Raw genomic sequence first — 13,263 nt, 5'->3', positions numbered from 1 at the left:
GCAGCATGCCCGGGATCGACGCCACCTTTCTCGCGCTCCCCCACCGTCGGCTCGGCGACCTCGCGCTCGCCCGGGCGGCAGACCTCGGGGCGAGCCACGCCGACTTCCGGTTCGAGCGGATCCGCTCGCAGCGGATCCTGGTCCGCGACGGAGCACTCCAAGGCGCCGCCGACGCCGACCTCGTCGGGTTCGCCGTCCGGGTCGTCCACGGCGGGGCGTGGGGTTTCGCGTCCGGAGTGGTGCTGACCGAGGACGAGGCCCGTCGGGTCGCCGAGACCGCGGTCTCGGTGGCGAAGGTCGCGGCCGCGATGACCACCACGCCGGTCGAGCTCGCCCCCGAGCCCGTCTACGACGACGTGACCTGGGTGTCGTCGTACGACCTCGACCCGTTCGAGGTCTCCACGGCCGACAAGACCGCCGTCCTCGCCGACTGGACGATCCGGCTGTGCCGCGGCAGTGCCGTCGACCACGCGACTGCGTCGCTGTACGCCGTCCAGGAGAACAAGTACTACGCCGACCTCGCCGGCACCCGCACCACCCAGCAGCGGGTGCGGATGCAGCCCGCCTTCGAGGCGATGGGCGGCACGTCCGAGGTCTTCGACTCGATGGCGAGCATCGCGCCGCCGGTCGGCCGGGGCTGGGAGTACGTCGTGGGCGACCCGTCCGCCGGCGCGTGGGACTGGGAGATCGAGCTCGACGAGGTCCCCGACCTGCTGGCCGAGAAGCTCAAGTCGCCCAGCATCGAGGCCGGGCGCTACGACCTGGTCATCCACCCGTCCAACCTGTGGCTGACGATCCACGAGTCGATCGGCCACGCGACCGAGCTGGACCGGGCGCTCGGTTACGAGGCCAATTACGCCGGCACCAGCTTCGCGACACCGGACCAGATCGGCACGCTTCGCTACGGCAGCCCGATCATGAACGTCACCGGCGACCGGACCGTCGAGCACGGGCTCGCCACCATCGGCTACGACGACGACGGCGTGGCCACGCAGCAGTGGGACATCGTGCGCGACGGGATGCTGGTCGGGTTCCAGCTCGACCGCCCGATGGCCGCGCTGATGCCCGAGCTCAGCGCCGACGAGGGAGCCGGCCGGTCCAACGGCTGCGCCTACGCCGACTCCCCCGGGCACATCCCGATCCAGCGGATGGCCAACGTGTCGCTCCAGCCGGCGGCGGACGGACCCAGCACCGAGGAGCTGATCTCGCAGGTCGAACGCGGCCTCTACGTCGTCGGCGACAAGTCGTGGTCGATCGACATGCAGCGGTTCAACTTCCAGTTCACCGGGCAGCGCTTCTTCCGGATCGTCGACGGCCGGCTCGCCGGCCAGGCGCGCGACGTCGCCTACCAGGCGACGACCACCGACTTCTGGGGCGCGATGGAGGCGGTCGGCGGGCCCGACACCTGGCTGCTCGGCGGAGCGTTCAACTGCGGCAAGGCGCAACCCGGCCAGGTCGCCGCGGTGAGCCACGGGTGCCCGACGGCGCTGTTCCGCGACGTACGGATCCTGAACACGACCGAGGAGGCCGGGCAGTGAGCGCGGCGACTCCGCAGGAGCTGGTCGAGCGGGCGCTCGCCGCCTCGACCGCCGACGACTGCGTCGTGATCATCCACGACACCACCAGCGCGAACCTCCGATGGGCCAACAACACGCTCACCACCAACGGCCAGATGAGCGGCCGGACCGCGACCGTCGTGTCGTTCGTGGCCTCGGGCGACAGTGTCGCCGCGGCGTCGACGAGCGGGAGCGCGACGACGGTCGACGAGATCGCCGGCATCATGCGTGCCGCGGACGCGGCGGCCCGGTTGGCGGAGCCGGCCGAGGACGCCAACCCGCTCGTGCGGGACCGCACGTCGTCGGACTGGGACGAGCCCGCCACGCCCACCGACATCACCGTCTACGACGCCGTGGCACCCGCGCTCGGCGAGGCGTTCGGCCGGGCCGCCGGCGCCGGACGGCTCCTCTACGGCTTCGTCGACCACGCGGTGACCACGACCTACCTCGGGTCGAGCACCGGGCTCCGGCTCCGGCACGTCCAGCCGACCGGCCACTTCGCCTGCACGGCCAAGGACACTGCGCTGACCACGAGCGCCTGGCTCGGCGCGGCCACCCGGGACTTCGCCGACATCGACCCGCTGGCGCTCGACGACGAGCTCGCCCGGCGCCTCGCCTGGGCTGCGCGTCGGGTCGATCTGCCCGCGGGACGCTACGACACGATCCTCCCGCCCACCGCCGTCGCGGACCTGATGGTCGACACCTACTGGTACGCCGGCGCCCGCGACGCGTGGGAGGGCCAGTCGGTCTACAGCCAGCGCCCGACCGGCACCCGGATCGGCGAGCGGATCACCGCCCCCGGCGTCCATCTCATGTCCGACCCCGCCCTGCCCGACGTCGCCTGTACCCCGTTCGCGGTCGTGGGGTCGTCGGACTCCGAGCGCTCCGTGTTCGACAACGGCCTTCCGCTCGCCCGCACCGAGTGGATCCGCGACGGCGAGCTGACCTCCCTCATCCAGACCCGCCACACCGCGACCATGACCGAGCAGCCCGCGACGCCGTACATCGACAACCTGGTGCTCGAGATCGACTCCGGCAGCGGCACCATCGACGACCTGGTCGCCGGCACCGAGCGCGGCCTCCTTGTGACGTCGCTCTGGTACATCCGGCTGGTCGACCCGCAGAGCCTGCTTCTCACCGGACTCACCCGCGACGGCGTCTATCTGGTCGAGAACGGCGAGATCACCGGCGCCGTCAACAACTTCCGCTGGAACGAGAGCCCGGTCGACCTGCTCGGCCGCTTCACCCACGCATCCGCGACCACGCGCAGCTTCAGCCGCGAGTGGGGTGCCGACTACTTCCCGCGGACGGCGACACCTGCGCTGCGGATCCCCGACTTCAACATGTCGAGCGTGTCCCAGGCCATGTAACCGTCCGACGCGAAAGAGCCCATCGATGCCCACCACGAAGTTCACGGTCCACACGAGTCTGTCGCCGAGCGAGGTGTTGGGCGTGCTGACCGACTTCGGCCCGGATCGGGCCCGGCACTGGCCCAACGTCGATGATGCCCACTTCAAGGTGCACCAGCTGGGTCCCGACTGGGCCGAGGTCACCGAGGGCACCAAGGTCGGTTGGGAGAGGGAGCGCTACGCGTGGGACGCTGCCGCCGGCACCGTCACGATCGACACCCTGGACTCCAACCTGTGGGGACCGACCAGCGGCTGGCGCTATCGACTCGAGGCGGCGGGCGAGGGCACCGACGTTCACGTCACCCTGACCCGCGTGCCGATCTCCCGGCGGGGCCGGGTCATCGGTGCCCTGATCCCCATCGTCGGAGCGCGGGCGCTCGGCAAGCAGCTCCGGTCGGTGCTGCGGCGGGCGGAGTCCCGGTGACCGTGGATGTCATCGACGCGCAGCGCAACTGGGACGTCGACCCCGGCTGGCTCAACACAGCGTCGTTCGGGCTCCCGCCGAGAGCCGGGTGGGACGCACTCCAAGAGGCCCTGGAGCAGTGGCGATCGGGCCGAGGCGTCTGGGAGGAGTGGCAGCAGTCGGCGGACACCGGGCGTGCGTCCTTCGCCCGGCTGGTGGGCGTCGGCGTCGAGGATGTCTTCGCGGGCAGTACCGTCTCAGCCGCGATGGCGCTGATCGCGGCGTCGATCCCGGACGGATCGACCGTGCTGGTGACCGACATCGAGTTCGCGTCCAACGTCTTCCCCTGGGCTGCCCACGCCGACCGCGGTGTGACGGTCGTTGCCGCGCCGGTGGAGCGGCTGGTCGACCGGATCGACGACGGGATCGACGTCGTCGCCATCGGACTGGTCCAGTCTGCGACGGGTCAGGTATCCGACCTCGCCGCTGTCAGCGCGGCGGCTCGCGCAGCCGGCGCTCTCGTGATCGTCGATGCCACCCAGGCGGTGGGCTGGTTGCCGGTGGACGCCGGTCTGACCGACGCGTGCGTCGCAGGCACCTACAAGTGGCTGATGACCCCACGGGGGGCCACGTTCGGCTACGTGTCACCGCAGCTTCAGGAGCTGATGAGCCCGCTGCAATCGGGCTGGAGCGCGGCTGTCGACGACCGCTACTACGGACTGGAGGCCCGGCTGTTCGAGGGAGCCCGACGCTACGACCAGGCTCCGACCTGGTTCACGCACGTCGCTGCGGCACCGACGCTGGAGCTGGTCGAGGCCATCGGCGTCGAAGCCATCCACCGTCACGACCTGGCTCTGGCGAACGCCTTCCGCGCGGGCCTGGGTATGGCGCCGGGGAGCTCCGCGATCGTGTCGGCTGACGTCCCTGGGGCCGAGGAACGGTTCGCTGCCGCTGACATCCGCGCCTCCGCCCGCAGTGGCCGCCTGCGGGTGTCGTTCCACGTGTACTCGACACAAGCCGACGTCGATCTCGCTCTCGGCGCCCTCGAGGGACTGGTCCCGCGGCAACCGGGGTCCGCGTCCTGAGAATGCTTGGATCAGACGTGCCGACAGCGCGTCGGGTCGGCCGCTGCGAGGAGTCTCTACCTGAAGTCGGGCGGAAGGGCGGTCTCATGGAGGATCGTGAAGGAGCCCGTGGCCATGTCGTAGACGGAGACACGCGGAGGCTGACCTTCGGTTCCCGGCAGCGGGTTGCGCTCGACCATGTCCATCCGGACGGTCGTCGAGGGATAGACGGCCCGGATCCGGACCGGTTCATCACCGATGTACATGGTGCCGTGGATGGACCCGGCAGGGATGAAGACGGCGCCGCGTCGGAGCGTCCCGTCACGACGCGGCGACGGCGGCACGAAGCGCGTCGAGCGTGCGTTCGACGTCCGCCTCGGTGGTCGACCAGTTGCTCACCGAGATGCGCAGCACCGCCCGTTCGCGCCAGACCGAGCCGCTGGTCCAGGCGGTGCCGTCCTCCAGCATCCGGCGGACGACGTCGAGGGTGCGGGCGTCGTCGCCGAAGGACGCGCAGACCTGGGTGAAGACCACGTCGTTGAGCACCTCGGCGCCGTCGATGCCGGCGATGCCGTCGGCGAACGCCCGGGCATGGCCGGCCATCCGTTCGACGAGCTCGGCGACCCCGCTCCGACCAAGCGACCGCAGCACCGCCCACACGGTGAAGGCACGGGAGCGACGGGACAGCTCGGGGACCTTCTCGAACGGATCACCGGCTGCGTCGTGGATCAGGTAGTCGCCGTGCATCGACATCGCCGCGCGCAGGGCGGTCGGGTCGCGCACGATCGCCACCCCGCAGTCGTAGGGCACGTTGAGCGTCTTGTGGGCATCGGTCGCCCAGGAGTCGGCGGCGTCGTAGCCCTCGACGAGGTGGCGGTACGCCGGGGTGGCGCCGGCGAAGAGCCCGAACGCGCCGTCGACGTGCACCCAGGCGCCGTGCTCGTGCGCCGCCGCGATCGCATCCTCGAACGGGTCGAATGCTCCGGAGTGGATGTTGCCCGCCTGGAGCGCCACCAGGGAAGGCCGGCCGTCGCCGTCCTCGAGCATCGCCCGTAGCGCGGTCGGGTCGATCCGTCCCTGCTCGTCCACCGGGACCAGCTCCGGCGCGCCGAGGCCCAGGTAGCGCAGCACCAGGTCGACCGAGTCGTGCCGCTCGGCACCGACCAGCACCCGCACGCCCGGCGATCCGACCAGTCCCCGGGACCCGATGTCCCAACCGGCCCGGGCGAGCACCGCGTCGCGGGCGGCGGCCAGGCAGGTGAAGTTCGCCATGGTCCCCCCGGTCACGAAGCCGACGGCGCTGGTCTCGGGCAGGCCCAGCAGGTCCAGCACCCACGCCTCGGCGACGTCGTCGACCGCGGTGGCCGCGGGCGTGACCGTGCGCAGCCCGGCATTCTGGTCCCACGCCGAGGTCAACCAGTCCGCTGCCATCCCCGCCGGGTGCGTGCCGCCGATCACGAACCCGAAGAACCGGCCCGACGGCATCGCGGTCAGCCCGGGTTCCACGGCCTCGGCCAGCAGGTCGACGACCGCAGCCGGATCGGTCGGACCATCCGGCAGCTCCGGGCCGAGGGCGGCCACCACGTCGGCGACCGAGGCCGCCGGAGGTACGGCGCGGTCGGTCAGGGTGGCCAACCACGTCAGCGCGTGCTCGTGCGCTCGAGCGAGGGCCTGCCCAGCGTCACCCGTGTCGACCTCGTCACTCGGCATAGGCGTCCACCGGCGGGCAGGAGCACACCAGGTTGCGGTCGCCGTACGCCTGGTCGATGCGGGCGACCGGCGGCCAGTACTTGTCGCCCGACCCGTTCAGCCCAGTGATGCCGGACGGGAAGACGGCCTCCTCGCGGGTGTAGACCCGGTCCCACTCCCCCACCAGCGCGCGTGCGGTGTGCGGGGCGCGGCGCAGCGGGGAGTCGTCGACCTTCCACTCGCCGGACTCGACCCGGTCGATCTCACCCCTGATCGCGATCATCGCCTCGCAGAACCGGTCCAGCTCGGCCAGGTCCTCGGACTCCGTCGGCTCGACCATGAGCGTCCCCGCGACCGGGAACGACATGGTCGGCGCGTGGAAGCCGTAGTCGATCAGCCGCTTCGCCACGTCGTCGACCGTCACCCCGGTCCGCTTCGTGATCTCGCGCAGGTCGAGGATGCACTCGTGCGCGACCAGGCCGGAGTCGCCGCGGTAGAGCACCGGGAAGTGCTCGCCGAGCCTGGCAGCAACGTAATTGGCGGACAGCACTGCGACCGCGGTCGCCTGCGCGAGGCCGTCGGAGCCCATCATCCGCACGTAGGCCCAGGAGATCGGCAGGATCCCCGTCGAGCCGTACGGCGCCGCGCTGATCGCGCCGACGCCCTCGCGCTTGGACTCCTCGGGGTGCAGCGGGTGCGAGGGGAGGTACGGCGCCAGGTGGGCGCGCACCGCGACCGGACCCACACCGGGGCCACCGCCACCGTGCGGGATGCAGAACGTCTTGTGCAGGTTGAGGTGGGAGACGTCGCCTCCGAACTGCCCCGGCTTGGCGTAGCCCAGCAGCGCGTTGAAGTTGGCTCCGTCGATGTAGACCTGGCCGCCGTGCGTGTGCACGATCTCGCACAGCTCGGTGATGGTCTCCTCGTAGACGCCGTGCGTCGACGGGTAGGTGACCATGATTGCGGCGAGGGTGTCCGCGTGCTGCTCGCACTTGGCGCGCAGGTCGGCGAGGTCGACGGTGCCGTCCTCGTCGGCCTTGACGACGACGACCGTCATGCCGGCCATCACCGCGGACGCGGGGTTGGTGCCGTGGGCCGACGACGGGATCAGGCAGACCCGGCGGTCGTGATCCCCGTTGGCGTCGTGGAACGCCCGGATCGCGAGCATCCCCGCGAACTCACCTTGCGACCCTGCGTTGGGCTGGATGGACACCTTGTCGTAGCCGGTGACCTCGGCCAGCCAGCTCTCGAGCTGGTCGACCAGGTGCCGGTAGCCGGTGGCGTGCTCGGCCGGGACGAAGGGGTGGAGGTCGGCGAAGCCGTGCAGCGAGATCGGCTCCATCTCCGTGGTCGCGTTGAGCTTCATCGTGCACGAGCCGAGCGGGATCATGCCCCGGTCGAGCGCGTAGTCGCGGCTCGACAGCCGGTGCAGGTAGCGCAGCATCGACGTCTCGTTGTGGTGGGTGTTGAAGACCGGGTGCTCCAGGAACTCCGTCGTCCGGCGCAGCTCCGGCGGCAGGGCGTCGCTCGTGGTCCGGTCGAGGGTGTCGATGTCCGGGTGCTCGATACCGAACGCCTTCAGGACGGTCGAGACGGTAGAACGCGTCGTGCGTTCGGACGTCGACAACCCCACGGTGTCGGCGTCCACCTTGCGCAGGTGCACCCCCAGGCTCCGGGCGGCCGCAACCACCTCAGCCGCCCGGCCGGGGACCGGCACCGTCAGCGTGTCGAAGAACCTGTCGTGCGCCGGTGCCAGGCCGCTCTGAGCCAGCGCGTGCGCCAGGACCGCGGCGTAGCGGTGGGTGCGGGTCGCGATCTGCCGCAGGCCGTCGGGTCCGTGGTAGACGGCGTACATCGACGCGGTGACGGCGAGCAGGACCTGGGCGGTGCAGATGTTGGAGGTCGCCTTGTCCCGCCGGATGTGCTGCTCGCGGGTCTGCAGCGCCAGTCGGTAGGCCGGGCGGCCCTCCACGTCGAGCGAGACGCCGACCAGCCGACCCGGGATCTGCCGCTCGAGGCCGGCGCTCACGCTCATGAAACCCGCGTGCGGACCGCCGTAGAAGAGGGGTACGCCGAACCGCTGGCTCGACCCCACGACGACGTCGGCGCCGAACGAGCCGGGCGCCTCCAGGAGGGTCAGCGCCAGCAGGTCGGCGGCGACGACCGCCAGTCCCCCGCGCTCGTGGATCTCGTCGACCACCGGACGGGGGTCGAGCACGCGGCCCGAGGCGCCGGGGTACTGCACGAGGACGCCGGCGAGGTCTCCGTCGGGAAGGCCCGCGGTGAGGTCGGCGACGACGACCTCCATGCCGATCGCCTCGGCCCGGGTGCGGACCACGTCGATGGTCTGGGGCAGCGCGTCGGCGTCGAGCACGAACGGGCCGCTCAGGTTGCGGCGGGCGCGGTGGACGAGAGCGAGCGCCTCGGCGGCCGCGGTGCCCTCGTCGAGCAGCGACGAGCCGGACGTCGGCAGGCCGGTGAGGTCGCTGATCATCGTCTGGAAGTTGAGCAGCGCCTCGAGCCGGCCCTGGGAGATCTCGGGCTGGTAGGGCGTGTAGGCGGTGTACCAGCTCGGGTCCTCGAGCACGTTGCGGCGGACCACCGGCGGGGTGATGGTCGCGTGGTACCCGAGTCCGATCATCGGCTCGCCCGGGGCGTTGGACGCCGCCAGCGCCCGGAGCTCGTCGGCCACCGCGGCTTCACTGAGGGCGGCCGGCAGGTCGAGCGGACCGGTCGTGCGGATGCCGGCCGGCACCGCCTCGTCCATCAGCGCCTCGAGCGACGGGTAACCGAGCCGCTCGAGCATGGTCGCGACCTGGCCCTGGTCGGGGCCGAGGTGGCGGCTCACGAACGGCAGTGCGCCGTCGAGCTCGGGAAGCGTGGGAAGGTCGGACAACGGGGGGCTCCTCGGGATCGGTCGATCTCGTCGCCCTCCCCCTCTGTCACCGCAGCGTCACGGCTCCACAGTTGCCCGGCCGCGCGGTCCTGGTGCCTGAGAGGTTCCGGGGAGGTTTTGCCCCTTCGGCGCTGGGTCGTACCCAGACTCTCCCGCGCGGGATCAGCAGCCAGAGAGTATCAGCAGAGCAGGCTCAACCTGCGGTGCGCGCGGCCCGACGGGCAGCGAGCTCGTCACCGGCCACCGGCTCGGCCGGCTCCTGCGCGGCGTGCTCGCTCGGCAGCTGAGCGAGGGTGCCCTCGATCTCGCGCCAGACCCCGCCGATGGCGATGCCGAAGACGCCCTGACCGCCCTGGAGCAGGTCGATGACCTCGTCGCTGCTGGTGCAGTAGTAGACCGAGGCGCCGTCGCTCATCAGGGTGACCTGGGTGAGGTCGTCGGTGCCGCGCTCGCGCAGGTGGGTGACCGCCGTGCGGATCTGCTGCAGCGAGATGCCGGCGTCGAGGAGCCGCTTGATCACCTTGAGGATCAAGATGTCGCGGAAGCTGTAGAGGCGCTGCGAGCCGCTGCCGCTGGCGCTGCGGACGCTCGGCTCGATCAGGCCGGTGCGTGCCCAGTAGTCGAGCTGACGGTAGGTGATGCCGGCCGCGTTGCAGGCGGTCGGACCGCGGTAGCCGAGGTCGCTCGGGAGCGGCGACACGTCGTCCGTGAAGAGCAGGCCCTGCTCCTCGGCGACGCCGGCGGCGACGTCGGCAGCCTGGCTGCCTGCGTCGGGCTGGTGCTCGTTCACGCGGTCCTCCGTCGAAGTCGGTGGTGCCCGATCGGATCGGACTCTTCAAGGTACGGCGCGGGAGAGGGCATTGTCCAAGACGTCGGCCCGGCGTGTCGCAACTCTCACCCTCTAGATGAGGGTCAGAGCACTGTCAGTGCGCCTCGAAGTCCTCGGGTGAGACGTGGTCGAGGAACTCCCGGAACTTCTCGACCTCGTCCTCCTGCTCGGCCGGAACGGCGAGGCCGGCCTCGTCGAGGACCTCCTCCGAGCAGTAGATCGTGGTGCCGGTGCGCAGGGCGAGCGCGATCGAGTCGGACGGCCGGGCGCTCACCTCCGCGCCCGAGTCGAAGACCAGCGTCGCGTAGAAGACGCCGTCCTTGACATCGGTGATCTGCACCTGGGTGAGCTCGTTGCCGGTGGCCGCGAGGACGTCCTTCATCAGGTCGTGCGTCAGCGGCCGCGGCGGTACGACGCCCTGCTGGGCGAAGGCGATCGCGGTGGCCTCGACCGCGCCGATCCAGATCGGCAGGTAGCGGTCACCGGACACCTCACGGAGCAGCACGATCGGCTGGTTGGAGGGCATCTCCACCCTTACGCCCATCACGTCGACCTCGCGCATGGAGTCAGCGTACTCCGGACGTGAAGCGTCGGAGACAGACCGTCAGAGGCGGCGCAGCCCGGCCTTGACCAACGTCGCGTGCAGCCGCACGGACAGCGCGGCGATCTCGCTGATCGCCTCCTCCGCGCGGGCGGACGCCGAGGCGTCGCGGCCGCGCCGGACCGGGGCGACGACCTGCTCCACCAGACCGACCTCGCGATCGGCGGCGGTCTTGAAGGCCCGGAGGTGGCGCGGCTCGAGGCCGAAGTCCGCCAGCTGCCGCGCCGCCTGCGCGATCACCAGCGCGTCGGTGTCGTAGTGGCCGGTCGGCAGCGCAGTGATCAGGCCGAACTCCTCGAGCTGGCCCAGGAGGTCGTCGCCGATCTCAGCGATCTTCACCAGCTCCTTGCGCGACAGGCGGAAGTTGTCGGTGCGCCGGAACGACTCGGCGGCGGGGAGACCGTCCGCGGCCAGCGCCATCCTGGGGACGGTCGGCACGACCTCGTCGATCTGCGGCGGCTCGAGGCCGCGGTCGATCGCGTCGAGGTGCTCCCGGATGACCCCGAGCGGCAGGTAGTGGTCGCGCTTCATCCGCAGGACGTAGCGCAGCCGTTCCACGTCATGGTCGGAGAACTTGCGGTAGCCGGCGGGCGTGCGCTGGGGCTTGATCAGCCCCTCCCCCTCCCAGAACCGGATCTTGGGGATCGTGATGTCGGGGAAGTCCGGGCGCAGCAGGTCGAGGACCTGGCCGATGTTGAGAAGCGCCTCGTGCCGGTCGGCGGACTGGACCCCCACGAGATTCAGGCGTCCTCGTGCCCGGCGAAGAAGACCAACCGGTACTTGCCGATCTGGACCTCGTCGCTGTCCTTGAGCGCGATCGTCTCGATGCGGTCGCGGTTGACGTAGGTGCCGTTGAGGCTTCCGACGTCGCTCACGGTGTAGCCGTCACCGGCGCGGTTGAAGACCGCATGCCGGCGGGACACGGTGACGTCGTCGAGGAAGATCTCGCTGTCGGGGTGACGGCCGGCGTTGACGACGTCCTGGTCGAGGAGGAACCGGCTGCCGGCACCCGGACCCTTCTGGACGACGAGGAGCGCGGAGCCCACGGGCAGCGCGTCGACCGCGGCCGCGTCGACCGGGCTGAGCTGCCGGTCGGAGGTCTCGACCTTGTCGCCGCCGGTGAAGCTGATGGTCGCGGTGGCGTCAGTCGGATCGATGGTCGGCTCCGGTGCGACCAGGCGGGTCCCGCACTGGGAGCAGAACCGGGCGTCGTCCGGGTTCTGCCGACCGCAAGCGGTGCAGAAGGGCATCAGTTCTCCTCGGGCGTTCCCTCAGGGTGAGGTAGAGGTCGATGGTTCGAACCTACACCGATCGATTGGTCAATTGCCGATCTGTGCCTCGTACGCGCCCGCGTCGAGGAGCTGGTCGAGCTCCGCGGCATCGGCGGGCACGATCTCGAACAGCCAGCCGTCGCCGTACGGGTCGCTGTTGACCAGCTCGGGCGTGGCGTCGAGGGCCTCGTTGCGGGCGACCACCTCGCCACCGACCGGCGCATAGACGTCACTCACCGACTTGGTCGACTCGAGCTCGCCGCAGGCGCTGCCGGCGGCGAGGGTGACGCCGACCTCGGGGAGCGAGACGTAGACGATGTCGCCGAGGGCGTCCTGGGCATAGTCGGTGATGCCCACCCGGACCGAGCCGGGCTGCTCCCCCGGCGTGCGCAGCCACTCGTGCTCGATCGTGTACTTGAGGTCGTCAGGCGTCATGGGGCGAAGGCTACTCATCGGGGTCGGGCGCGGAGAAGTCAGGATCGTCGGGCTCGTGCACGGCTTCGATGTCGATAGAGGTCAGCTCGTCGACCTCCAGCGTGGCGCCGTCCTCCATCAGCTGGGCCTTCGGACCGAGCAGGAACTCCAGCGCCGGGGCCAGCACGGACGGCTCGCCGATGACGTCGAGGACGTACGGCGCCTCGACCAGCTCGCCGTCGACCAGGAACCCGCCCTCCGTCTCCTCGAACGAGGTCTCGGCGACGATCCGCACGGTGCCGTTGAGCTGCATCGCCTCGGCTCCCACGGTGCGCAGCTCCTGGATCGTGTCGAGGAGCGACGACAGGCTGACCCGGCCGGTCTCCTCGACGATCGTGATCCGGATCCCCGGCCCGGTGACCGGCACCAGCCCGGCCAGGATGTTGAGCTCGTCGACGTCCTCCTGCGCCTGGTCGAGGGCCGCCTGACGCCGGCTGGTGTCGTTGCGCAGCTGGTCTCGCGTGTCCTCCAGCTCCTCGATCTCGTCCTCGGCGCGCTGCCGGGTGCCGGCGAGCGCCGACAGGATGTCGATGAGCTCCTGCTCCCGCAGCCCGGAGAAGGTGTCGTCGGTCTCGTTGACCCGGACCTGGGTCACCGCGGCGAAGCCGAGCACGCCGAGCAGCAGGCCGACCACGATCTGGCTGCGCGACGGCGTGCGCAGGCCGGTGATGATCCGCTGCCGGGGCCCGTCGTCAGGGCTCGGGGCCGGATCGGCTGGCGGTGTCGCGTCGGGATCGTCAGGCATGGAACACGTGCCTCCGGATCGCGGCGACGTTGGTGAAGATCCGGATGCCGAGCACGACGATGACGCCGGTGGACAGCTGACCACCGACGCCCAGCCGGTCGCCGAGGTAGACGATGCCGGAGGCGATGACGACGTTGCTGATGAAGGAGACGACGAAGACCTTGTCGTCGAAGATGCCGTCGAGGTAGGCGCGCAGGGCGCCGAAGACGGCGTCGAGAGCGGCGACGACCGCGATCGGGAGGTACGGCTCCAGCCCGAGCGGCACGTCGGGCTGGAGCACGAACCCGAGCAGGACACCGACCAGCAGACCGAGAACCGCGATCACG

General features: G+C 70.9%; 14 protein-coding genes and 1 riboswitch. Of the genes, 4 read left to right on the top strand and 10 right to left on the bottom strand.

Annotation, left to right across the window (positions count from 1 at the left end; genetic code table 11):
- The first annotated feature begins 5 nt into the window (after positions 1-5).
- Genes SHK19_RS11120 through SHK19_RS11105 form a run of 4 tightly spaced genes read left to right on the top strand, consistent with a single transcriptional unit; the run spans position 6 to position 4,453 of the window.
- On the top strand, positions 6-1,538 hold the full coding sequence (locus SHK19_RS11120; protein WP_322936266.1) for a TldD/PmbA family protein: 1,533 nt from the start codon (positions 6-8) through the stop codon (positions 1,536-1,538).
- Positions 1,535-2,926, top strand: a complete 1,392-nt coding sequence (locus SHK19_RS11115; RefSeq protein WP_322936265.1) for a metallopeptidase TldD-related protein — start codon at positions 1,535-1,537, stop codon at positions 2,924-2,926. The genes SHK19_RS11120 and SHK19_RS11115 overlap by 4 nt, the downstream gene beginning before the upstream one ends.
- A 25-nt stretch (positions 2,927-2,951) precedes the next feature.
- Complete coding sequence (locus tag SHK19_RS11110; protein WP_322936264.1) at positions 2,952-3,389, top strand: SRPBCC family protein; 438 nt, start codon at positions 2,952-2,954, stop codon at positions 3,387-3,389.
- Entirely contained in the window at positions 3,386-4,453 is a 1,068-nt protein-coding gene (locus SHK19_RS11105) for an aminotransferase class V-fold PLP-dependent enzyme (protein WP_322936263.1), read from the top strand. The genes SHK19_RS11110 and SHK19_RS11105 overlap by 4 nt, the downstream gene beginning before the upstream one ends.
- A gap of 56 nt (positions 4,454-4,509) precedes the next feature.
- On the opposite strand, the gene SHK19_RS11100 is transcribed toward SHK19_RS11105, so the two are convergent.
- From SHK19_RS11100 to SHK19_RS11055, 10 genes are all read right to left on the bottom strand, one after another.
- Positions 4,510-4,776 carry a hypothetical protein gene (locus SHK19_RS11100; RefSeq protein WP_322936262.1) on the bottom strand — a complete coding sequence of 89 codons (267 nt, stop codon included), beginning with the start codon at positions 4,774-4,776 and terminating at the stop codon, positions 4,510-4,512.
- Positions 4,754-6,142, bottom strand: a complete 1,389-nt coding sequence (locus tag SHK19_RS11095; protein WP_322936261.1) for a pyridoxal phosphate-dependent decarboxylase family protein — start codon at positions 6,140-6,142, stop codon at positions 4,754-4,756. Before SHK19_RS11095 ends, SHK19_RS11100 begins: the two co-directional genes overlap by 23 nt.
- On the bottom strand, positions 6,132-9,017 hold the full coding sequence (gene gcvP / locus SHK19_RS11090) for an aminomethyl-transferring glycine dehydrogenase (protein ID WP_322936260.1): 2,886 nt from the start codon (positions 9,015-9,017) through the stop codon (positions 6,132-6,134). The genes SHK19_RS11095 and gcvP overlap by 11 nt, the downstream gene beginning before the upstream one ends.
- 74 nt (positions 9,018-9,091) lie before the next feature.
- A riboswitch (glycine riboswitch) is annotated at positions 9,092-9,182 on the bottom strand.
- A 28-nt stretch (positions 9,183-9,210) separates the two neighbouring features.
- Positions 9,211-9,807: a MerR family transcriptional regulator gene (locus tag SHK19_RS11085; protein ID WP_322455024.1), complete on the bottom strand. Its 597-nt coding sequence runs from the start codon at positions 9,805-9,807 to the stop codon at positions 9,211-9,213.
- A 133-nt stretch (positions 9,808-9,940) separates the two neighbouring features.
- On the bottom strand, positions 9,941-10,408 hold the full coding sequence (locus SHK19_RS11080; protein WP_322455023.1) for a bifunctional nuclease family protein: 468 nt from the start codon (positions 10,406-10,408) through the stop codon (positions 9,941-9,943).
- Positions 10,409-10,450: 42 nt separating this feature from the next.
- Complete coding sequence (gene ftsR / locus SHK19_RS11075; protein ID WP_322455022.1) at positions 10,451-11,182, bottom strand: transcriptional regulator FtsR; 732 nt, start codon at positions 11,180-11,182, stop codon at positions 10,451-10,453.
- A gap of 5 nt (positions 11,183-11,187) precedes the next feature.
- On the bottom strand, positions 11,188-11,697 hold the full coding sequence (locus tag SHK19_RS11070) for an FHA domain-containing protein (RefSeq protein WP_322936259.1): 510 nt from the start codon (positions 11,695-11,697) through the stop codon (positions 11,188-11,190).
- A gap of 69 nt (positions 11,698-11,766) precedes the next feature.
- Positions 11,767-12,153: a glycine cleavage system protein GcvH gene (gcvH, locus tag SHK19_RS11065; protein WP_322455020.1), complete on the bottom strand. Its 387-nt coding sequence runs from the start codon at positions 12,151-12,153 to the stop codon at positions 11,767-11,769.
- Between the two features lie 10 nt (positions 12,154-12,163).
- Complete coding sequence (locus SHK19_RS11060; protein ID WP_322455019.1) at positions 12,164-12,937, bottom strand: DUF881 domain-containing protein; 774 nt, start codon at positions 12,935-12,937, stop codon at positions 12,164-12,166.
- Positions 12,930-13,262, bottom strand: a complete 333-nt coding sequence (locus SHK19_RS11055) for a small basic family protein (protein WP_322455018.1) — start codon at positions 13,260-13,262, stop codon at positions 12,930-12,932. The genes SHK19_RS11060 and SHK19_RS11055 overlap by 8 nt, the downstream gene beginning before the upstream one ends.
- Between the last annotated feature and the right edge of the window lies 1 nt (position 13,263).

The sequence above is a fragment of the Nocardioides bizhenqiangii genome, assembly GCF_034661235.1.
Classification (GTDB): domain Bacteria; phylum Actinomycetota; class Actinomycetes; order Propionibacteriales; family Nocardioidaceae; genus Nocardioides; species Nocardioides bizhenqiangii.
The sequence above is the reverse complement of the archived record's forward strand: the minus strand, read 5'-3'. Positions and strand labels throughout refer to the sequence as shown.

Coding starts and splice junctions, on each gene's coding strand:
- SHK19_RS11120 (WP_322936266.1), top strand. CDS start 6: ATGCCCGGGATCGACGCCACCTTTCTCGCGCTCCCCCACCGTCGGCTC.
- SHK19_RS11110 (WP_322936264.1), top strand. CDS start 2,952: ATGCCCACCACGAAGTTCACGGTCCACACGAGTCTGTCGCCGAGCGAG.
- SHK19_RS11095 (WP_322936261.1), bottom strand. CDS start 6,142: ATGCCGAGTGACGAGGTCGACACGGGTGACGCTGGGCAGGCCCTCGCT.
- SHK19_RS11080 (WP_322455023.1), bottom strand. CDS start 10,408: ATGCGCGAGGTCGACGTGATGGGCGTAAGGGTGGAGATGCCCTCCAAC.
- SHK19_RS11070 (WP_322936259.1), bottom strand. CDS start 11,697: ATGCCCTTCTGCACCGCTTGCGGTCGGCAGAACCCGGACGACGCCCGG.
- gcvH (WP_322455020.1), bottom strand. CDS start 12,153: ATGACGCCTGACGACCTCAAGTACACGATCGAGCACGAGTGGCTGCGC.
- SHK19_RS11060 (WP_322455019.1), bottom strand. CDS start 12,937: ATGCCTGACGATCCCGACGCGACACCGCCAGCCGATCCGGCCCCGAGC.